The 20,119-nt window shown below is 67.7% G+C and carries 17 protein-coding genes; 4 read left to right on the forward strand and 13 right to left on the reverse strand.

What is annotated here, in order from left to right; all coding sequences use genetic code 11:
• The first annotated feature begins 588 nt into the window (after positions 1 to 588).
• Both NOSIN_RS00210 and NOSIN_RS00215 read left to right on the forward strand, forming a co-directional pair.
• Positions 589 to 3,834, forward strand: coding sequence for a type I restriction-modification system subunit M (locus NOSIN_RS00210; RefSeq protein ID WP_206057651.1), 3,246 nt, complete (start codon positions 589 to 591; stop codon positions 3,832 to 3,834).
• A gap of 331 nt (positions 3,835 to 4,165) precedes the next feature.
• A complete protein-coding gene (locus tag NOSIN_RS00215; protein ID WP_077688796.1) occupies positions 4,166 to 4,696 on the forward strand; it encodes a hypothetical protein in 531 nt (176 codons plus the stop codon).
• Positions 4,697 to 4,841: 145 nt separating this feature from the next.
• Here the strand turns inward: NOSIN_RS00215 and NOSIN_RS00220 are convergent, their stop codons facing one another.
• From NOSIN_RS00220 to NOSIN_RS00240, 5 genes are all read right to left on the reverse strand, one after another.
• Positions 4,842 to 5,090, reverse strand: coding sequence for a hypothetical protein (locus NOSIN_RS00220; RefSeq protein WP_077688797.1), 249 nt, complete (start codon positions 5,088 to 5,090; stop codon positions 4,842 to 4,844).
• Positions 5,087 to 5,281 (reverse strand): hypothetical protein, encoded by a 195-nt coding sequence (locus tag NOSIN_RS00225; RefSeq protein WP_077688798.1) that lies wholly within the window; start codon positions 5,279 to 5,281, stop codon positions 5,087 to 5,089. The genes NOSIN_RS00220 and NOSIN_RS00225 overlap by 4 nt, the downstream gene beginning before the upstream one ends.
• A gap of 14 nt (positions 5,282 to 5,295) precedes the next feature.
• Complete coding sequence (locus NOSIN_RS00230) at positions 5,296 to 5,598, reverse strand: helix-turn-helix domain-containing protein (protein WP_077688799.1); 303 nt, start codon at positions 5,596 to 5,598, stop codon at positions 5,296 to 5,298.
• A 40-nt stretch (positions 5,599 to 5,638) separates the two neighbouring features.
• On the reverse strand, positions 5,639 to 5,983 hold the full coding sequence (locus NOSIN_RS00235; RefSeq protein WP_077688800.1) for a hypothetical protein: 345 nt from the start codon (positions 5,981 to 5,983) through the stop codon (positions 5,639 to 5,641).
• A gap of 492 nt (positions 5,984 to 6,475) precedes the next feature.
• Positions 6,476 to 6,712 carry a hypothetical protein gene (locus NOSIN_RS00240; protein WP_077688801.1) on the reverse strand — a complete coding sequence of 79 codons (237 nt, stop codon included), beginning with the start codon at positions 6,710 to 6,712 and terminating at the stop codon, positions 6,476 to 6,478.
• 462 nt (positions 6,713 to 7,174) lie between these two features.
• Here NOSIN_RS00240 and NOSIN_RS00245 point away from each other — a divergent pair, with 462 nt between their 5' ends.
• Positions 7,175 to 7,690 carry an RNA polymerase sigma factor gene (locus NOSIN_RS00245; protein WP_170293732.1) on the forward strand — a complete coding sequence of 172 codons (516 nt, stop codon included), beginning with the start codon at positions 7,175 to 7,177 and terminating at the stop codon, positions 7,688 to 7,690.
• Between the two features lie 21 nt (positions 7,691 to 7,711).
• The gene (locus tag NOSIN_RS27055; RefSeq protein WP_170293731.1) at positions 7,712 to 7,873 is read left to right on the forward strand and encodes a hypothetical protein; all 162 of its coding nucleotides are present in this window, start codon (positions 7,712 to 7,714) and stop codon (positions 7,871 to 7,873) included.
• 69 nt (positions 7,874 to 7,942) lie between these two features.
• Here the strand turns inward: NOSIN_RS27055 and NOSIN_RS00250 are convergent, their stop codons facing one another.
• From NOSIN_RS00250 to NOSIN_RS00285, 8 genes are read right to left on the reverse strand one after another with little or no spacing between them, the layout of a single operon-like run.
• On the reverse strand, positions 7,943 to 11,809 hold the full coding sequence (locus NOSIN_RS00250; RefSeq protein WP_077688803.1) for a DEAD/DEAH box helicase family protein: 3,867 nt from the start codon (positions 11,807 to 11,809) through the stop codon (positions 7,943 to 7,945).
• Positions 11,810 to 11,818: 9 nt separating this feature from the next.
• Entirely contained in the window at positions 11,819 to 12,271 is a 453-nt protein-coding gene (locus NOSIN_RS00255; RefSeq protein ID WP_077688804.1) for a DUF4913 domain-containing protein, read from the reverse strand.
• Positions 12,268 to 14,055, reverse strand: coding sequence for a type IV secretory system conjugative DNA transfer family protein (locus tag NOSIN_RS00260; protein ID WP_143832814.1), 1,788 nt, complete (start codon positions 14,053 to 14,055; stop codon positions 12,268 to 12,270). Before NOSIN_RS00260 ends, NOSIN_RS00255 begins: the two co-directional genes overlap by 4 nt.
• Positions 14,045 to 15,559 (reverse strand): ATP-binding protein, encoded by a 1,515-nt coding sequence (locus NOSIN_RS00265; protein WP_077688806.1) that lies wholly within the window; start codon positions 15,557 to 15,559, stop codon positions 14,045 to 14,047. The genes NOSIN_RS00260 and NOSIN_RS00265 overlap by 11 nt, the downstream gene beginning before the upstream one ends.
• Positions 15,559 to 16,989 (reverse strand): SCO6880 family protein, encoded by a 1,431-nt coding sequence (locus NOSIN_RS00270; protein WP_077688807.1) that lies wholly within the window; start codon positions 16,987 to 16,989, stop codon positions 15,559 to 15,561. Before NOSIN_RS00270 ends, NOSIN_RS00265 begins: the two co-directional genes overlap by 1 nt.
• Complete coding sequence (locus NOSIN_RS00275) at positions 16,986 to 19,052, reverse strand: phage holin family protein (RefSeq protein WP_143832815.1); 2,067 nt, start codon at positions 19,050 to 19,052, stop codon at positions 16,986 to 16,988. Before NOSIN_RS00275 ends, NOSIN_RS00270 begins: the two co-directional genes overlap by 4 nt.
• Positions 19,034 to 19,804, reverse strand: coding sequence for a hypothetical protein (locus NOSIN_RS00280; RefSeq protein WP_077688809.1), 771 nt, complete (start codon positions 19,802 to 19,804; stop codon positions 19,034 to 19,036). The genes NOSIN_RS00275 and NOSIN_RS00280 overlap by 19 nt, the downstream gene beginning before the upstream one ends.
• Positions 19,804 to 20,118 carry a TrbC/VirB2 family protein gene (locus NOSIN_RS00285; protein ID WP_077688810.1) on the reverse strand — a complete coding sequence of 105 codons (315 nt, stop codon included), beginning with the start codon at positions 20,116 to 20,118 and terminating at the stop codon, positions 19,804 to 19,806. Before NOSIN_RS00285 ends, NOSIN_RS00280 begins: the two co-directional genes overlap by 1 nt.
• Position 20,119 lies beyond the last annotated feature (1 nt).

The following is a 20,119-nucleotide window of genomic DNA, read 5'->3' on the forward strand; positions in this document are numbered from 1 at the left end:
GGCGAGCTCGCCGTCGACGGTGCATACGGCCAGCCTGGCCACTCCCAGGCCGCCGGCGCCGTCCAACGTGGTGCGCTGCGGGACGGTGAGCACGTCCATCCGCGTCCCCAGGGTGAAGATGTGCGCTCCAATGCGGCGCAACGCCAACGGCCCAGGTGCGCTCCATCGCCAGATACACCGGGGCGCCCGCACGCACTCACTCCAGGCGGGCGGCGCGGTGGCCGATGACGTGCGCGGTGGAGGTGACAAACCGGTAGGGGCCCACAGTGGTGGGGAGAGCGCGGTCGACGCCTGTCGGCGCTCGACGATACCGATCCCCGTCTGGGAATGGCCAAGTGCTCGCCACCGTAGCGGTTCAGGGGCGATCCGTAAGAGAGACCACCTCATCAACGCAGAACGCAAACTCGCTCCTCACCTTTTACCGAAACGTCCCCACGCCCGACCAGGGCGAACCCCTGGCGTTCCTAAAAAGCGCTCGCGGCATCCCCGTCCTACGCGTAAGATCCCTCTGAACTTAATTGTGGGCGCCCTTGAGGAGAGACCGGAGACGCTGTGTGTGCGGAAGGCGAACAAATGCGGGACACGACAATGCAACTGTCCGAGCTTATCTGGTCGGTGTCTGACCTGCTCCGCGGTAACTTCAAGACGCATCAGTACGGTGAGGTCCTACTGCCGTTCACTGTATTGCGCCGACTTGACTGCGTACTTTCGACTCATCGAGAAAACGTGCTCGATTCTGCGGAAAAATCCGCCGACCACCCTATGTTGGACACCATACTCTGGCGCGCCACTGGTCTTCCATTTTATAACACGAGCCACATTAGACTGACGGATATAGTTAACTCTCCAGAGTGCGTCGACAGCAAGCTGCGCGACTACGTGGGTGGATTCTCGCAAAACGTAAGGAAGATTTTCGACTGCTTCCACTTTTCCTCCACCTCTCAGCGTTTGTCCGAATCCGGTTTGCTGTACACGATCGTCGCTAAGTTCCTCGACCTAGATCTGGGGACATCCCTCTCTCCGCAGGATATGGAACGCGTCTTCGACGAACTCGTGCGACGCTTTTCGGATTTAACCTCAGAGGCCAGCGGTGAGCATTCTACGCCGCGTGACGTCGCTCGCCTAATGGCCGCTCTCGCAGCGGAAGCCGACCTGGATCGGCTCGCGGCCCCCGGAATAACTAGAACGATTTATGACCCAGCCTGCGGCACGGGCGGCCTACTCAGCGAGATGGCCGACCACCTCGCCAACGTCAATCGTAATGCGCGCGTCTTCCTATACGGTCAAGATCTAAATCCCCAAAGCTGGGCGATCGCCAGTTCCCGGATGCTACTGGGCGGTCGCGACTTTGAGCAGATAGCAATCCACAATGTAATTCAAAAGGACGGATTCCCAAACAAGCAATTCGACTACCTCATAGCAAACCCTCCATTTGGTGCCGATTGGAAATCCAGCAAGGACGCCGTACTCGCCGAGCACGAAGATCTCGGCCACGAAGGACGCTTCGGGGCTGGCTTGCCTCGCATTAACGACGGATCCCTGCTCTTTCTCCAGCACATGATATCGAAGATGAAGCCCGTGGATTCTTCCGGCCACGGTGGAAGCCGCATCGCTGTCGTATTTAACAGGTCACCGATGAACGCTGGTGCAGCCGGATCAGGGGAATCAGAGATCCGAAAGTGGATCATCGAGAACGACTGGCTCGAAGGTATTGTTGCTCTTCCCGACCAACTATTCACCAACACTGGCATCAGCACGTACATCTGGATTCTAAGCAATCGCAAGAGCGCTGGAAGCCAGGGCAAAGTCGTACTCATCAAGGCACAGGATCACTGGCAAAAGGTACGACATTCAGTGGGCAATAAGAGGAAGTATCTCGGACCCGACCAGCTCACTGAGATCGTCCAGCTCTATGGTGAGGCGCTTTCCGCTGCCCCTAATCAATATTTGAATGATCAGGTGTCAGTGGTCCGGGCGGATGACCTGATGTATCGCCAGATACTCGTCGAACACCCACTTCGACTGCGCTTCGAACTCACCCAGGAGAGTCTTGACCGTCTTACTGCGCTGCGGCCGATACAGCTACTGGACGACACGGAAACGCTAGTGTTAGCACTCCGAAATCTCATCGGAACAACATGGAGCACTAAGTCCAAGGCGTTCCGTGCACTACGGCATGCTGCCGAGTCCGCTGGACAGGCCTGGCCGGGTGGAGTTAACTTCGAAAAGGCTGTCCGCAATGCGATCGGCGTACGTGATGACAAGGGAGAGCTGCAGAAGCACAAGGGCGCACAGGAACCCGACCTGGAGCTACGTGAGACACTGTCCGTACCATTTCTGGACGATCCAGAGGAATATTTTAGGCGCGAGATCCTCCCTCGATCCCCTGATGCCTGGATCAAACACGAAAAGACGAAACTGGGGTGCGAAATTCGACCCTGGATCTTCTTCATTATGGCAATGGATGGGCAGCTCGAGCCGTTGCGGAAGTTTGCCCAACTCGAGACGGCGCGCGTCGAACTGCCCCACTCAGATCCTGATGAAGAAGAAGCGTCCATACCCAAACACCTCACAGCTGCGGATCTGCATGATGTTGAATCAGCTCTGGAATTGCCAGACGCAGATCGCAAAGATTACATGGTCACCCTAACCCCATGCTCGGGCGGTGATCTGGTGGGACACTTCGACAACTGGCGCCTGCTGCCCCCAGGATTCGGCACCGCTGTTACCTCAATGTTTGTTCTACATCCGCGTCCAGGAAGTGGACGAGCACTATGCGAATGGCTCAACTTGCGTAAGGAGAACGTACGCCTCCTGCACGCCCGCGACCTGCTCGACACTCCCGTCCCTTTGGACCTGGTTACTGACTCGGAGATAGATGACTTGTTGGAGGAGGTACAGGAAGGTCGCCGTACCCTCCAAATGGTGAACTCAGGCCTCCTACCGAACATATTCTCGGGCAGCAAGAGATCCAACGATGAGCTCCGCAGGATTGTACGGTCTTCCGCCCACGAAGCGCGGCTAGTGGACCGGCTAATCCGTCCCTTCGATGACCCGGTATGGCGGGTAGAGTCGAGCTACCCCTTCCATGTGGCAGCCCTCGCCCGCCGCTATCGCGTCAGCACTCATCCTGCTGAGCGGAAGGACGGATTGCTCAAGCTCGCCGAAGGCACGGCGCGCATACTGGGCATCCTTGCCCTCTCCGAACTCATCGCACGCCAAACTTTCAACAAAGAACTCCGCTCTCAGTTCCGCAAGGGAGCTTCCTTCGGCACCTGGATCTCCCTCATCGATCTGTTCTTGGCGAAGGTTGAGAGTCCCCGTATCCAGGAGTTGACGGCGCTCCGAGACAGCCCCATCACTCAAACATTGGAGAGGATCAAGGAATTCCGGAACCGTTCACATCATGCTCACGGAGTCCGCTTCAGTCACGAGCTTCATGAAGACGTCGAGCAGCTTGAACCACGGGTGCTCTCGGTCATTAACTCGGTCAATTGGCTGTCGAGCATCCGTTGGTTCTGGGTGGAGCGTTGTGAGTATCTCAACGAGTCATCCTTCCGGATCGTAGGGCTTCAGTTGCGCGGGAGTCATCCAAGCTGGGAGCCACTGGAGCAGCTGGAAACCTACCCCCTACGCCCCGGCCGGATCTATGTTGACAGCAGACTTTCCAGGCAGCCTGTCGATCTCTGGCCGCTGGCCATGGTCAGGCTGTGTCAGGAGTGTCGGACGCAGGAACTTTTTCTTCTGGACCAAATGGTTAGCGGCCAGGCGATCCTTCGAAGCCTGGAGGAGCATCCCTTGGAGATCCGATACTCGGCATCGGGGGAGACCTGATTTCTACCTCACTCGACGATCACAGAACCACACTGATCAGGGCAGAAGACAGAACACTGAAGGCTGACATCCCCGCTGTGCTGACCACTGCCAACTTCACTGCGCTCAACAGAGGCCCTTGCGCGGACCCCTTAGAGCTACCATGGCCGCCTTCGAGCGGACACCAACACCGACTCCACGACCCCTGAGTCGCACTGGAGAGCGCCCGTGATGCGCTGGCATGCTCCCGCGCACTCTCGCCGCAGGCCTGAGAAGGCCGCCTGCGGGAGTCTGCGTGGGGAACTCTTCGATTCCGGCCCCGCGGGCGAGAGAGGAGCTGCACGATGGGCCCATGAACGACCTCAGCTTGCTTCGCCGGTTTTTCGATCCCAAGCAGTACCCCGAACTCTTGAGGCCGCTCCAGGCGCTGGAGGAGATCGGCGACGCCGACCTTCTGAAGCGGGTGGTGGCCGCTGCCATGGCCCAGCAGCGACTCGAGCGGCTCGCCAAGCACGGCATCAAGGTCTCGCCCGAGTGGCGCTGCCCCTGCTATCTGCGTGACTCGCGCGGGCACCTGCACCGGCGTCGCGAGAAGGAGCGGAACAACCTGGGGGGCATCTGCTACGACTTCGGGGGCGGCCACACCACGGGTGGCATGGTCGACCACGGGCGGAGCTGGATACGCGATCGCGAGCGGGTCGCGCTGACCTTGGAGCCCTACAGTGAGGTCGCCGCCGAGGACTTCGCCACGGCGGCCGCGTCGCTGGCCGCCGACGACCTGGTGATGTCGGTGTGCTCGTGCTGCTCCACACACTTCCCGGGGATGACCTCGCTGATCGTGATCAGCAGGGTGGAGGAGGGGCCGCTGCACTACTGCCCCTGACCCGGCGCGGCTGTCGCCGGTGCGCAGCGCGCGCCGGCCACCCGTGGGGCCAGCCCGAGGGGGCGGATCACCGCGGTAACGGTTCCGGGCCTGGGCGCCTCAACGAAAACGGCCCCTCCGGAGAGGGGCCGTCGCGCTGGGCGGGTCAGTCGGAGCGCACGTCCAGAGCAACCACGCGGTGGCTGTAGACGAGCAGCGTCATGTTGTAGCCGAGTCCGCTCATGCGCCGCACGAACTCATCGTCGTAGTCGGGGTGGGGCTGGGCGAGCACGTCGGGGTCGTCGGCGGCCGCCAGGGCGAGCAGGGCCTCGCCCGCGCGGATGCGCACCCGGGGCGGCAGTGCGGCCATCTGGTCGCGGATGGCGTCGGACAGGGTGATGTCGCGTCGTTTCACGCGGCGTGCCCCCGGTGGTGCTCGGCGTCGTCGAGCAGCACCGCGAGCAGCTCCTCGCGCATGGTCGCCTCGTCAGAGGCTTGGACGGTGACGCCCTCCGGCGGAAGGTCGGTGTGGGCGCGCTCTAGTGCCCGCTGGACGTGCTCATCCAGGCCGGACTCGAGTCCGGCGCCGGAAGCGTGGTTCTGCACGGGGTCCTCCTTGGTCATGCGGCGGGCAGTGCGGCCTGGCGCGCGGTGGCGGCGTGGCGCTCGTGGGGCAGGGCGTCCAGGGCGACTTGGGTGCCCGAGAGTAGCTCCAGTAGCGAGATGCCGAAGTGGACGGCGATGCGGTCGAGGTCGTCCACGGTCCACAGCCTGTTGCCGTGGACTTTGGCGCTGATGTTGGTGCGGTCCTGGCCGAGGGAGGCTGCCAGGTCGGTGACGGTCTCCCCGCATCGGCGCAGCAGCAGCAGAGTGGTGTCGCTGATCTGTTCGTGGCGCTCGGAGCGGCGTTGGCGTGCGCTCATGGAGCGACCGTATCAAATAGTCCCGTCTGTGACTTGTGGATCACGCCTGCTCTTTCGGGGTCTTCTTCGTCCGGCCGGTCTTGCGCCTTTGCCCGGGGCGGCTGCGCCAGAAGTGCGCGAAGGCCTTCGGGTCGTAGAGGGCTCCGTAGCCGTGGTGCTCGCCGGTCACGGGGTCGGGGATTTCGCATTTGGGGTCGGCGCCTTGGGCGAGGCGATCGAGGCTGGCGTTGCGCGCCGCCTGTACGGTCTCGTGGTGCAGGCCCAGGGCGGTGGCGATGCCGAACAGCGGCATCGGCTCGCTCTGGGTGGCCCGACGGTTGAGTAGGGCCTCGTCGGTCTGGCGGCCGCGGAGGATCGCCGCGTAGTCCTTCGCGGCTGAGAACACTGCCGACTCCCGGCCGGAGCCGCTCCGGGTCGGCGGGTCGAGGATTTCCAGAGCGGAGGAATCCCTTGATCTGTTACCTGATTTCCAGGGGGTTTCTTCTACCCCGGGTTCGCTCCATCCCCTCACCCGGCATCCGCCCGTAGGGCGAGCGCGCCGTGGGGTGGTCTGTCACCGGACGAAGTCCGGCTCGACCCCGGGAGCGCGCCGGGTGACCGGGGGGAGCGGGTCGCCGCGAGGCACGAGCGGCGGACCGTGGAGGCCGCAGCTCCCGGTGTGCGGGAGGGGTTGGCGGGCCGCCGCACGGTGTGCTGGGTTGTGACCGGATGCCGGGTGAGGGGATGTGGCGGGCCCGCCACAGCAGAGGTGCACTCGACTGCCTTCCCCTCCCATCCGCGAGCCCCAATTCCCCGCCGGAGGCACTCGTCGCGGCCTGCGCCGACGCCGCGGCCGACGATCACCGCGACCCGTCGTCATCGCCTCACACCTGCGGGTTCACCTCTCGCCCAGCCCGGCCCAGGGGCGGACGATCTCGATGTGGAGCGAGCCGCCGCCGGCGGGGCGCTCGTCGATGGTGCTGCCCGCGGGCAGGGACTGCGCGAGCCGCTGCCGGTAGCGGAGCCGGACCGTTTCGAGCCAGATCGGCGCGAGCGCCGTGATGAAAGTGCGCGCCAAGAGCAGCGCGGGCCCGGCGATGATCGCCGCGCCCACCTGGAAGGTATCGGCCTGCACTGGACCTCCTGTCCTCGTCGTTGCACGAGGAAGAAGAGGCGGAGGCGTCGACTGCGACACCAGGAACATATGAGCTGCGTCATATGTTCCGGCTGTAACGCCGATGGGGCCTCCAGGGTCTTCTAGGTGTTCCGCGCGGGACTACACCGCCGCGCGGCACCAAGGCAGAGGGTCTTCTCTTTCAGCCTTGCGCAGATAGGAAATGGAACTCGCTTCGCGAGCAGGAAGACAAGAAGGAATTGAGGTGGATGTATGGCAACAATTCTAAGCGGGGGAAATGGGACAACCCGCTGTCAACCCGGCGCGGTTTCAGGTGCCTCATGACCTGAAATCGCTAAAGGTTGGGTTGTGAAATGATCTGCTCTCCATACAGAGGTGGGGAGCCGACGGTTCTGAACCGTCGGGAACGTGTCGCCTCCGGGTGGCGGTTCCGGGCATTTCAAGTCCCAATGGGAGCACAACGTGACTCACGCGCACAACGGGTCCGACCACCGGGCGAAGGTCCGCGAGGCCTTCACCGAGCACGGGCAGAGCGTGTACGCATACCTGGTCTCTCTCGGCGCGCCCCACCATGAGGCGGAGGACGTGCTGCAGGAGGTCTTCGCGAATATCCTCAAGAAGGATCGCGGGATCGAGAACTACGAGGCCTATCTGATCAGGTCGGCGCGCAACAGCTACCTTCGACTGAAGGATCAGCAGAAGAAGAAGGAGTGCGTCACCGACGAGGACTCGGGAATCCCCGTGGTCGTGTCGGGAGACGGCTCCCCTGCCCGGGGGATCCTGAACGCGGAGATTCGGGCTGACCTGGAGAACGCGCTGGAGCGGCTGCCCGCTTCGCACCGCGAGGCGTTCGTTCTGCACAACCAGGAGGACCTGACCTATGAGGAGATCGCCGAGCGGACCGGGCGCAAGGTGGGCACGGTACGCCAGCACCATGCGCGCGCCGTCCAGGCGCTGCGCTCGCTCCTGACGGGGTGAGGCGCAGGGGAGGGAAGTGAAATGGAGGATCTGCAGCAGGCCAATTCCGAGGTCGCGCGTGCGGCTGGAGAGGCGTGGGTTCAGCAACTGGTCGGTGTCGATCGGCCGGTGACCGACGAGGAGCGCCACCAGGCCCTGGGGGAACTGTTCGACCGGTGGTTCCCGGAGCAGACCTCGCAGTGACGTGATGTATCAGCGCGGAGGGTGCTGCCCCCTGGTGGGGGCGGCGCCCTCCGCGCTGTGCGGGATTGGCTACGGGGTGCGCGTCATGGTCCTGCGCTGCTGTTCGGTGTGTGCGGGCGGGGCCTGGGTGTGCCCCTCAGGGTGGGGCGAGCCCTCGGGGACGGGCCCGTCGATGGCCGCGCCGCTCACCCCGGTGCGGGGTCCCCGGACACGACTTGGAGCTGGGGCACCCTCACCGTCCGCCCCGGTCCGGGCTCCCCGGACACGGTTCCGGGTTGGGGCACTCTTGCCGTTCTCGGCCGTGGGCTCCCGCCGAAGATCTTCCCGCTCGTTGGTCTGGACAGTGACGCGGCGGGCCCGGTCCTCGTCGGCCGGCGGCATCTTCAGTTCGCTGCGCAGGTCGTTGAGCCCGTCGGCCAGGTGCGTGCGGGCGTGGGCGTAGTCGCCGGCGACCTGGTCTGTGCCAGGCAGCCGCCGGGTGAGTTGTTCCACGCTCTCGCGCAGCCGTGACTTCTCCCCGTCGGAGAGTTCGGCGCCCTGGAGGCGGCGCATCCCGGCCAGCACGGGTTCGCTGCTGCTCCATACCCGGCCCCGCTCGGGGTTCTCGGCGGCGGGGTCGTGGATGAGGTGGGTGCCCCAGGCGGGCTGGGAGCCCTCGCGGGGGTAGAGGGCGATCCGGTTGACCAGCTTCTGTTCGTGGGCCTGAGTCAGGATCTTCTCCAGGTTCTGGGCTTCGCGCTGATGGTGGTCGGGGTGGACCGCCTGGTGGATGGTGCGCGCGTGCAGGTGCTGGTCCAGGGCCTCGAGCTGGCTGAGCTTGCGCTGGGCGTCGGGGGTGATGCGGGCGGCCAGGGTGATCTCGTAGCCGTGCTCGCGGGCCATGGCGGCGAACTCCACCACCCGCTCGGGGTCGTTGGTGGGCATCACGAGCTGGACGTCGGTACCGCGCTTGAGCACCTTCTCGAAGTCGCGTCGCATCTTGGCGTACACGTCGGGATCGACCCGGTCGGTTGCGGCTTTCCAGCCGCGGCGGCGGTACAGGTCGCCCCATGCGGAGTGGGCGGCGCGGAGCTGGCGGCCGTCGATGCGCTCCATGGCCGGAGGCTCTTCCCGCTCGACCTCCTGGACCCGCACCGGGTCGGGGGCGGGCCCGGTGTCGGCGTCGCCGGGGACGAAGATGGTGGCGCGGCGGCCAGCGGCGGCCTGCGCGGGGCCGTCGGGTTCGGAGCCGGTGTCGTCGTCGGTCAGCCCGATGGTGGCGCGGCGGCCAGGTCCGGTACCCAGGTTGGCGGCCAGCCGCTCGCGTTCGATGTCCAGGTCGGGCTCAGGGGTCGATTCGTCGGCCGCTTCCGATGCCTCTTGAGCTGCGGAATCCGGTTCCGGGTTCGGGTTCGGCGCCGGGGCGGGCTCCTCCTGGGGAGGTACAGGTGCGGCGGCCGCGGGAGCCTCCTCCACGTCCTCGGCGTCGGCGATGCTCTCCCATGCGGCCAGGCGCTCCTGTTCGGCCAGAGCCTCCTCCTCAGGGGAGGGAGCGTCTTCGGTCGCGGGCTCGGGCTCCTCGGGTGCGGGGCTCTCCTGCGCCGGGGCAGGTTCATCGGCGGTGTCGGCCTGCGGGGCCTCGGGTTCGGGCGTGGTGTCCTGCTGGGCGGCGTCGTCGGCGGCCGCCGGGGCGGGGGTTGGGCTCTGCGCCGGTTCAGGGGTGGGGGTGTCCAGGTCGGGGAACAGGGAGGGCTCGTCGTTGGCCACGGGAGTGTCTCCTTGCCGGGAGGGAACGGAGGGCGTCTCGGGTGTGGGGGCCGGACTCGGGGGCGATGGGGCGGAGAGGCGGTCCATCTCCCGCAGGGCCTCGCGGGTCAGCGTGCGCGGCGGCGCGGCCGCGGCCTCGATCGCCGGCGCTTCCTGGTCGGCGTGCAGGATTCCGGTCAGGCTGATGATGTCGGGCGGGGCCAGTCCGACCGTTTCCGCGATGGTCTGCTCGTCCAGGTGGGGGCACTGGCGCCGGTACTCGGCGGCCATGCGCTCCAGGGTCGTCTCGTCGTCGGGCAGGGTCGCCAGTTCGACGTCGAGCAGCTCCCGGCGGCGGTCGGCCTCGGTGAACACCTCCAGGTATAGGTCCTCGAACTGCGGGGAGCGTTCGAGGACCCCGGGCAGGAAGGCGTTGGCGCGCAGCTCGGCGATGTGTTCGTGCACCACCGCGAAGGCCTGGCGCATCTCCCCCTCGCCCATGAGCTGGCCGATGCGTTCTTGGGCGCGCGCTTGGGCTTCGTCCATGCGGGCGCGGCGCACGCTCTCGTGCTCGTCCAGGGTGGCGCTGACGCGCGCCCGCCACAGGGTGGCGCTGGCCCGGGGCGGGGCCTCGGGGAGCTGGTCCAGGGTGGTGTAGAGGCTGCCCATGCGCTCCCGCAGGGCCTCCATGCCCAGGTCTTCGGTGAGGGTGAGCCAGGGGTCGGTGCGGCTGTAGGTCCCCGAGAAGCCGTGCTCGGCCAGGACGCTGCGGACACTGCCGGGGGTGGTGGGGGACAGGTGCCAGGTGCGGGTGTCGTGGTCGATGACCATGACGTCGGCGAAGGCGGGGGCATCGGCCGCGGGCAGGGTGAGCTGGGCGCGCAGGGACTCGCGCACCCCGGCCTCCGTGGGGTCGTTGAGGTTGGCGCGGGCCAGCAGTGCGGCGACGTCCTCGGCGGGGGCGGTGCGGCTCAAGGCGTAGAGGTCATCGAGCAGCTCGGTGCGGATCGGCCCCCGCTCGGCTTCTTCTGTTTGTGCCAGGGTGCGGATCTGGTCGTTGATGTGGGTGTGGTCCTCGGCGCGCAGCTCGGCCTCCAGTCGTCGGGCCCGGGCCTGGTGGAGGCTCCCGGGCGGCAGCACGTCCAGCAGCCAGCTCACGTGCTCCTCGTGGGCTTGGCGGCGGCGGGCGCGGACCTGTTCGTCGGTGCGGGCTCCTGCGCGCCGGGCCAGGGTGTAGACCTCACCCGCTTCCCGGTCGACCAGGGCCTGCAGGGACTCCACCGGGTCCAGGCGGCGGTGCAGGCGCTGGACCTTGTCCAGGTCCGGGCCCAGGATCGGATCGTTGGCCTCGCGGCGGGCGTAGGCGCGGGCCAACTGGAACTCGCCTTGGCGCAGCAGGTCCTCGGCTCGCATGACGGCTTCGAAGTTGGAGCCGGGGCGGATCTCATCGGCCAGCGGATCCGGCTTCTCCATCGCCGGTGGTTCGGCGGCCGCCGCGGGTTCCTGCGGGGCCGGCGCGGGGACGGCGGTGGGGGCGTTCTCGCTGTAGGCGGTGTTCAGGTCGGTGTGGGGGTTGACCCGATGCCCGGTCAGGGTGTCGATGTGGACGTGGAACAGGCGCTGGTCGTCGGTGGCGACGTAGCGGGAGCGGGCCCGGGGCGAGGTGGCCCAGACCTGCCCGGTGAGCTGCTCACCGTCGACCTCGAAGGTGACCGTGGCGCCGACGCCGTTCTCTTTGGGCTCGTAGGGCCACTGCCGCCGCGGTGCGCGGCGGGCCGGGCGTGCGGGCCCGTTGACCTCACGGTGGATCCTCTTCCAGGCCTTGGCCAGGGCCACGGCCCGCTCCCGGGCGGTGTAGCCGGTCAGGCCCATCATGTCCTTGAGTTCTTGGACGCGCTGACGGTGGCCGTGGGCGGTGTCGTCGCCGAGGTCGGCGTTGAAGCGTGCGGCGGCGTGGCGGCCGGTGCGCGGGTCGGAAGCGACCACCATCCAGTACTCGTCCGGGGACCGGAAGATGTAGGGGGCCTCGAAGGTTCCCGCTCCGGCGCGCAGGTGTTCCTGGTCCTCGAAGGAGAGGCTGGGGTTCACCGGCGGCGGCTCGGGGACCGCGATCGGACGCGGCCCAGAGCGGCGCCCTCGGCGTCGGCGCGGGGCGGCTTGTTCCGGGGCCGGTGCGGGCGGGTTGTCGAAGTCCAGTTCGGGCTGGTCCACGTGGCCTCCTTACTCGGCGGCCGCCGGCGCCTGCTCGGGGAGCTGGTGTTCGACCTTGGAGGTGCTGCGAGCGCACCGTTTGAAGGGCCCCTGGGGGTCGCGCAGGTACTTGAGCGTGGGCAGCAGGTGGTGGTGCAGCCACGTGGAGGGCCCGGTCAGCCCGCTTCTGCCCTCGGTGTTGATCTGGTCCTGGAAGGCGCGGAACGCGGCATGCAGGAAGGTGACAGCGTCGTCGTGCTCGATCCACTGCGGGCACCAGGGCTGGTCCTGGCGGACCGCGTAGACGAAGGTCGGCACCAGGTACTCCTCAACCCACGTCACGAGCTTGTCGACCTCGGCCTGCTCGGCGCCCAGGAGATGGTGGGGGAAGTAGGGCGAGTCCACATGCTGCAGATCCGCCCGTGGCCCAGGCTGGGCGGGCTCCTTCTCCTGGCTGGTGGACGTGGGGTTGGTGTCGCTCACGCGGGACGCCTCCTCGTCGTCTTCTTCTCAGCGGCCAGGCGCTCGGTCTCCAAGTCCATGAACTCCTTGTCCTTGGCCAACTGGTCGGCGTCGGGGCCTTCGAACCAGGCGGGCATGCGGATCATGGCCGGACGGGTGGAGGTGGCGAACATCAAAGCGGTGGACCGCTCCAGCTCGCGCACCTCGGCGGCGTCGATGATGCGCTCGCGGCGCCGGGAGCGGGTGGTGGAGGCGCCCTGGCGGGACGTGGACAGCGACTCCTCCACGATGGCGCGCATCCCGACGAGCTGGGAGACCTGGTCGACGAAGGAGTAGTCGTCCAGGCCGGCGCCGATCAGCTTGACGGTGGCCGCACCCCACAGCTTCTTCATCCCGGACTTGCCCCAGGCGTCCACGCCCTGGTCGTAGGACTGCAGGATGGTGGTGACCTGGATGCCCATGCCGCCCAGGGTCGAGTACAGGTCGGGAAGGTCCTCGATCTTGCACACGTTGGCGGCCTCGTCCAGGATCAGCCGCGGCGGCGGCTGGATGCGTCCGCCGCGGGTGGCCTCGGCCTCGGTGACGGCGGCGTCGATGCAGGCGTCGGTGAGCGAGGCGATGATTCCGGCCGCCCCGCCCCCGCCCTTCTTCGACAGCAGGTAGAGCGAGTCGGTGCGGTCGACGTGGTCCTCGGGCACGAACTCCTTGGCGTCATCTCGGCGGGTGACCCAGCGGGCGATCTGCGGGTCGTACAAGGGCATGAGGGCCTGCTGGACGTGCCCGTAGATGCCGCGTCGGGTCTCATCGGGCAGCTCGGTGGTCTCGCGCAGGCTGTCGGCCAGCGCGCCCAGGCCGTGCTCGCGCAAGATGTCGACGGGGGCGGAGTCCAGGTGGTCGGTGGACCAGGCGAGCAGGTCCTGCAGGGGGCGGCCGCCGAGCCCGGCGGCGTAGAGCAGGTTGGTGAGGGTGGCTTGGCCGGCGGCGGTGAAGTAGGCGTCGCCGCCGCGCTTGTCTGGGTCCTCGACCGTTTTGGACAGGTTCTTGGCCACGCGACGGGCGTTGTCGAGCTTGCGTCCGGCCCAGCCGAGCATGTCCCACCAGGTCTCCTGGGGGCGGTGGGCGATGCCCTGGGGGTCGAAGAGGAAGACCTTGCCGCAGCGGCCGCGGGCGCGGGCGGTGATGGCGTAGGCGTCGGCCCGGATGCTGGTGACCAGGACGAATCCAATGGCCTCCAGGACCTGCTTGGCCACGATCCTGGAGGTCTTGCCTGAGCGCGGGCCTGACAGGATGAGAATGACGTCTTCGAAGCTGGCGCGCAGCAGGGCCTTGGTGCCTTCGAGGAAGCCCAGGATGAGGCCGACGTCGGCGCCGGCGACCTCCTTGCGAGGCTTGTCCTTCAGGTCCGGGCGCAGCCGCAGGGCCTGCTTGAGGCGAGGGCTGTAGGTGAAGTCGCGTACGTCGCGCAGGGTGGCCAGGCCCGGCACGGACGCCCGGAACTGCCCCATGAGCAGGAACGCGACAACGGTCACGGCCGCGACCACCACGCCGCCGACGACGGCGATGCCGCCCGCGATCCAGGGCGTGGCCACGCCGGGCCACAACTGCCCGTGCAAGGCGGTGAAGATCATCCCGGGCCCGTAGGAGGGCGGGTGCCAGCCTGCGCCGGACGCCCACGCGCCCAGGGTGCCGCCCAGCCACGCGGCACCCGACAGGATGAAGACCAGCACGAACCCGCCCAGGACCACGAAGGGCAGCGGGTCACCAGTAAATGTGCCTACCTGGCGGCGGCGGTCTTTACGCGCCACGGTCTTTCCTCCGCTCCTCCTGGACCTTGCGGCGCATGGCCGCGTCGGTGTCGTACAACTGCAATTCGGTGGGGGTGAGCTGGAGGTGGACGGCCTCGCCGATGCGTTCGCCAGAACCGATGCGCACCAGGTAGCGGCCCCGGCCGGGGTGGACGGTGTGCGCGCTGTCGGCGCCGGTGGAGGAGGGGGAGGCCCAGGACGCGACGAGGTGGCGTTCCTCGGCGGTCAGAGGTCGTTGGACCGAGACCCGGTCCAGCTCCGACATGGGCATCGCGGCGAGCAGCAGGGTGTCGCACCGCTCCATCAAACCGGCCGCCTTGGCCCGGTCCTCCTCGGTGGGCAGCGCCTCCAGGTCCCGCAAGCTGTGGGTGATCATCAGGCTGATCTCGCCCTTGGACCTGTTCAACCTGGTCATGGAGTCCAAGGCACCGACCATGCCGGGCCCGGCGCGCAGCGCCCGCCACATCTCGTCCAGGGGCAGGATGAGCGGCCGGGGAGCGGCCCCGAACGCGCGTGCGGTGTCAACGGCCGCGTAGGAGTAGGACCAGGTGGCCAGCAGTCCGGCGGCCACCACCTGGTCTCCGGCGGTCAGCAGGGACCGCAGGTCCACCGACACCGCCGGGGCGTCCAGGTCCAACGGGGTAGTAGTCGGCCCGTCGAACAGACCGCTCAAGGGGCCGTCGCAGAGGTTGGTCAGCGCGGTGATCACCTCGCGCGCCAACTCCACATACTGGGCGTGGTCGGTGACCAGGAGCCGGTCGTAGATCTCCTGGGGCGGATTGCGCAGAACCCGCACCAGGTCAGGGATGGTGGGGTCGGTGGTGGCGCGGGCGGTGGCGGTGCGCAGCGCCTCGGACAGGGCAGAGGCCTCCGGAGCGGTGGAGCGTCGGCCCAGCCCGTAGGAGCCCGCGAGTAGGCCGTGGAGGAACTCCGAGCGGCGGCCGTTGATCTCGGCGCGCAGCCGCTCCCGGTCGGCGTCGGGCAGGGTGTGTAGCCCTCGGCCCAGGGGGCCGCTGTCCAGGGGGTTGATGCGGTCCAGGCCGCGCCCGACCCGCACGACCTGCCCGCCCAGGTGTTCCACCAGGGAGGTGTACTCGCCCTTGACGTCGCCGGGTACCAGGAGCTGGTAGCCGTAGGCGGCGTACCCCATGCACAGCCGTTTGGCGATCGCGCTCTTTCCCACGCCGGGTTGGCCCTGGATCCAGATGCCGGGGTTGGTGGTCAACCGGCCTACCCACCCGGCGGGGTCGATGGCCACCATCGACCGGGTGAACAGGTTCGGCCCCAGGGGGACGCCCTCGGCGGGCAGGCCGCTCGCCTGTAGCCAGGGGTAGAGGCCGCCGAGCTGGAGGGTGGTGGACAGGTACCGGTGTCCGGCCTCCACGTGTCCGGCCCGCCCAGCGGCTGGCTGGGGCCAGCCTCGTTTGGGGGCGATGACGTCGGCGTTCAGGCGCGGTGCGGCGGCCGCGCGAGTGGGCTTGGAGGCGGGGGCGTGGTAGCGCATCACAGATCCGGGGGGTAGAGGCCGGCGACTCCGAGCCCGGTTGCGAAAGCTGCCGCCTGGCCGCCCCAGCAGGGGCGGATGCGCAGCCTGGCTTGGGAGGCGGCCTGCTCGATGTGGCGGCGTGCCTCGACCAACTCCTCCAGGGTCGACACGGTGGTGGTGATGAACAGGCTGAACTCGGTCAGGCCTGCGCCGCGGGCCTCCTCGACTGCGGCGCGTTCGGCGTCGGCGGCGTCGGCCTCATCCCGAGCGCTGGGATCGCGGCCGGTCTTGTGGTCGTAGATGCGCCGGGCGGTGGCTGCGTCGCGCTCGCGTTTGAGGACGGTTCCGGCCTCTTCCCGGGACAGGGTGCGGTACAGGATGGTCAGTCGGCGCGGGTAGGGGCCGGGCAGCAACAGGGGCAGCAGTACGTCGTGGGAGACGAGCTGGCGGGGGGCTTCGACCAGGCACCAGGTCATGGAATAGGCGCCGTCGTGGACGTAGTGGCCCCATTCCTCCTGGGCGGCCATCGGTCCCACGTCGGGCCAGTCCAGTTCGCCCCAGCGGGCGGGGTCGGTGACGGTCTCGCTGTCGGGGTCGTAGGCGTTGCGCATGATCGCGGCGATGTCGTCGGCGCTGGCGCGGCGCAGCACGTCCACCCCGGCGGCGGACAGGGAGAGCCCGCCCAGAGCACGCAGGGTCTCGGCGACGGCGCCGGTGACGTCGCGGGCGCCGGTGCGGGCGGTGTCCACGGTCAGGCTCAGCCGGGCCCGGATACGGGTGGTGGTGTCGGGGGCGGCTGCCACGACCTCGTCCATGATCTGCTGTGCCAGGGGCGGGGAGGTGGGGTCGACGCGATCGGCGACGTGCCCGGGCAGGTGACTGCCTCGGGCAGGGGTCAGGTCGATGGTGACGGCGGCGTGGGAGACAGCGGTCTCATCGGCCAGCGAGGCCAGGGTCTGCCCCCAGGCGCCGACCTGGTAGGCGACGGTGCCGGAGTCGGCGAGCAGTGCCCCGGTGGGGGAGAGCAGGTAGGTCGCGGTCATCTTCCCGCTGCGCTGGTGCCACACCAGGCCGGCACCGCCGCGGCCGGGGTCGGACAGGTGTAGCAGCCGGGTGGGGGCCAGCACTCCGGGCAGGTCCCACTTGCGGGGGTAGGGGGCCAGCCACTGGCCCCGGTAGGTGGTCTGGCCGCGCAGGCGGGCGCGGGTGAACCCGAGCCAGGCAATGATGAGGTCGACGATCCACACCCCGCGCACCCGGATCAGGCCAGCCAGGGCGACCAGGGCGGAGGCGGGTAGCAGCCACGCTGCCGTGCCGACCCCGGCGAACAGGGCGACCACCAGCGGGACGACCACGGCGACGGCGACGGTGAGGGTCTGGCGGCCGTCCAGGCCGGAGAGGCCCAGGGACCGCACCCGCCGCCATCCGCCGTAGAGCTGGGCGCTCACTGGTCATCCTCCTGTCGGTGGTCAGTGGCGCCGGGGCCGAGGTCGTCCAGGCGTGGTCTGAAGTTCCCGGGCCCCGGGCCCGGGTCGTAGGGCTCACGCAGGGACGGTGTCGTTGCCGGGTCGTGTCCGGGTCCCCCGTAGGAGCCGGGGTCGGCCGGGTGCAGACCAGACCCGTTCGACCCGGGGGGCGGTGGATCGGTCGGGTGCGGCCCGAATCCGTTGGGTCCCGAGGGCGGTGGCTGGCCCTGCCCGGGCTGGCGCAGGTGCAGCCCGCTCTGAGGTCCGGCGCCGTGGGGTTCGCCGGCGTGGGGGTGGCTGCGCGCAGCGATCTGCCCCTCGGGGCCTTTCCCGTTACGGCCGAGCCCGGATATGACGGACTTGAAGGCCTGGCCGGCCTTGGCGAGCAAGCCCGCGGGGCCGCCGGCGACCGCCGCGCCGGTGGAGGCGGCGCCCTGAGCGGCGTTTTTGGTGGCGCTCAGCGTCAGGCCGCCACCGGCGTGGGCTGCGTGCTGGGCGGCCTGGGTACGGGCGGACCGGGCGGCCTGTTCTCCCGAGTGTTTCTCCGCCCACTGGGAGGCGCTGCCTGCGAGCTGGGAGCCCAGGAAGGCGTTGTTGATCACCGATCCTGGGGAGGCGCCTTCCTCCACACCCATGGTCATCATCGGTTTGAACGCCTTGAGCATCACGCCGGGGGCGATGACCCCGATGGACAGGGTGATGAAGCCCATGATGATGCTCATGAGTTCGGTTCCCAGGATGATCTGGGTGAAGCCCACCGCGAAGACGAAGGCCAGCATGGGTTTGTACAGCACGACCGTGGCCATGAGAGCGATCAGGCCGGGCAGCCACCGTTTGGTGGCGGACCCGCCGATCTGCCCGGAGGCCGCGATCGGCAGCAGTAGCGCCATGATCGGTAGGGCGGCCTCGCGCACGAACATGAGCAGGGCCTGGATCAGGCCGACGATGAGCGCTAGGACGAACAGGACGATGACGAGCCCGGCGGACAGGGTGCCGGCGGCGAACTGGCCTGCCAGGCAGTTACCGAACGCCTGGCCGAGTTCAGCCCGGGCTTCGGCCTGGGCCCCTTCGGTCTCCAGTTGGGCGTAGTCGATCTCCAGCCCGTCGGGCTGCCCGGACTGGTAGGCGGCGCACCCGTCCGAATGCGTTCCCACGTCCAGGAAGTAGCCGGTCAGCCACTCGGAGAAGTGCAGGGCACTGGTCAGCACGGTGATGCCGATGGCGCACACGAGCACGTACTTGGCCAGACCCTTGATCGTGGTCACCAGGATCTCGGGCTTGCCGGTGATCATGAGCTTGACGCCGCGGCCGATGAGGAACAAGCTCCCCAGCAGCATGCTGAGCCCGGTCATGATGGGCCACAAGGATCCGGCGCCCCACCGGGTGGGATCGGTGTGGGGCACCATGACCCACCAGTACAGGATCTGCGCGATGAACTCGCGGAACCCCTGGTTGAGGCTGGTGGCGAACTCGCCGATGCCGGATCCGACTGCGGTACCGACGGGGTTGTCGAGGAACTCGGAAACGTCCTCACCCAGGGAGCGGCTCTGGTTGTTGTCCCGGTCCCAGCACTCCATGGGCAATTCCGCGCCCCGGCCCACGAGACTGCCTTGGTCAGGCAGTTCTTGGTTACGGCCCACACAGAAGAACGAACCCTCAGGGCCTTCGGGGGAAACGCAGTACATGACGTAGTCGTCCGCGTTGTCCTGCTCGTGCTCGGTGCCCTCGAACACCTCGGCGTAGTGGCCGCTGATCTTCTTGACCGCCTGCTGTGATGCAGGCTCGTTCAGAGGCAGGGAGTGGTGATCATCCTCGGTGGCCTCTGAAACCGGCTTGCAGTAGGTCGTGAAATCGGTGTTGGGCAGAGGACCAAACGCAACGGCTTCAGCCTCATAAGCCTTCCAGTCGGCCGCTTCCAGGTTGGCAACCGAGTCCGCGTCGTAGGGGTCAGCCCAAGCAGTGGAGGCGGTCAGGCCAAGCACGGCCAAGACGAGCACCACCGTGCTCACCGCCCGGCGCATCCTCCTCATTCGCCTTCGTCCCATTCGGGGAACGCGATCGGCGTCCAAATGGGGTTATCCAGGTCATATTCGTCGGCATCGAAGACGTAGAAGTCCTCGAAGATAGGGTCCTTGACCTGTTCGACCACCCAGTCACCGCCGCGCACCTGAGGATCCCACTTCATCCGTCGGCCGTGGATGTAGGTGCGAGTGAATGCCAACCCCATCCCATCGCCGATCTCGTCCTCGGATAGGACGTGGACCTCGATGATTCCGTCTTCAAGTTCTTCCCATCCCACGCCGATGGGGTTGATGAAGTAGTACGAGCCAGGTGCGGGAAAGAGCTCGACATCGAAGGGAGCCCCGGATGGCTTGGTCATCTCGATTTCCCGGGCCCGATTCCAGAGCAGGTCCTTCTCCACAGCCTCGATGGTGACGTTGTTCCCGTAGTAGATGGTGGCGATCTCAGCCAAGGCTTCGGGGTCGTTGGTCGACATCGACCGGATCTCGTGCACCGCCGCCGAAGCCGCCCCCTCAGGGGTGTGGGGAAACCCCGCGGGGTACTGGCCACCGATCAGCTCCTGGCCGCCGTCGGGGATGAACGAATCCGGGTCCGCCAACGGATTGGGGGACGCCGACGGAGAGGCCTCCGGCGGGGCCTCGGCATCACCGGACGAGCCCCGGCCGATGATCCAGCCCACGAGCATGGCGATCACCACCACCACCGCAGCTCCGCCGATCAGCAGACGGCGACGGTTCCTGGCCGCGTGCTCGGCGACCTGTGCGGGCGTGGACATCAGGACAGGATTCCGGTGATGATGCTGGTGGCCGTGGCCACGACACAAGCGCCGGCGCACACCCACACGCCTTGGCGCAGACCGTCGGCGGACACGGCGCCGCGGCCGGTGAACCGGCCGATCATCATCATGATTCCGGCGCCGATGAGGGCGATGACGGCGATGACCGCGCTGATCCAGAACGCCCAGCCGATCCAGTCGGCGGCGTAGGTCTCCAGGCCGGGAGGCGCTTCGGGCCCGATCTGCGACCAGTCGGGGTAGCCACCGGTGCTCTCTTTTTCGCCCTGGTTCTCGGTCGTGTTCGCGAAGGGCATG

This window comes from Nocardiopsis sinuspersici, from assembly GCF_001998325.1.
In the GTDB taxonomy this organism is placed as follows: Bacteria; Actinomycetota; Actinomycetes; order Streptosporangiales; family Streptosporangiaceae; genus Nocardiopsis; species Nocardiopsis sinuspersici.

Coding starts and splice junctions, on each gene's coding strand:
- NOSIN_RS00210 (WP_206057651.1), top strand. CDS start 589: ATGCAACTGTCCGAGCTTATCTGGTCGGTGTCTGACCTGCTCCGCGGT.
- NOSIN_RS00280 (WP_077688809.1), bottom strand. CDS start 19,804: ATGTCCACGCCCGCACAGGTCGCCGAGCACGCGGCCAGGAACCGTCGC.
- NOSIN_RS00285 (WP_077688810.1), bottom strand. CDS start 20,118: ATGCCCTTCGCGAACACGACCGAGAACCAGGGCGAAAAAGAGAGCACC.
- NOSIN_RS00265 (WP_077688806.1), bottom strand. CDS start 15,559: ATGCGCTACCACGCCCCCGCCTCCAAGCCCACTCGCGCGGCCGCCGCA.
- NOSIN_RS00275 (WP_143832815.1), bottom strand. CDS start 19,052: ATGGGACGAAGGCGAATGAGGAGGATGCGCCGGGCGGTGAGCACGGTG.
- NOSIN_RS00215 (WP_077688796.1), top strand. CDS start 4,166: ATGAACGACCTCAGCTTGCTTCGCCGGTTTTTCGATCCCAAGCAGTAC.
- NOSIN_RS27055 (WP_170293731.1), top strand. CDS start 7,712: ATGGAGGATCTGCAGCAGGCCAATTCCGAGGTCGCGCGTGCGGCTGGA.
- NOSIN_RS00230 (WP_077688799.1), bottom strand. CDS start 5,598: ATGAGCGCACGCCAACGCCGCTCCGAGCGCCACGAACAGATCAGCGAC.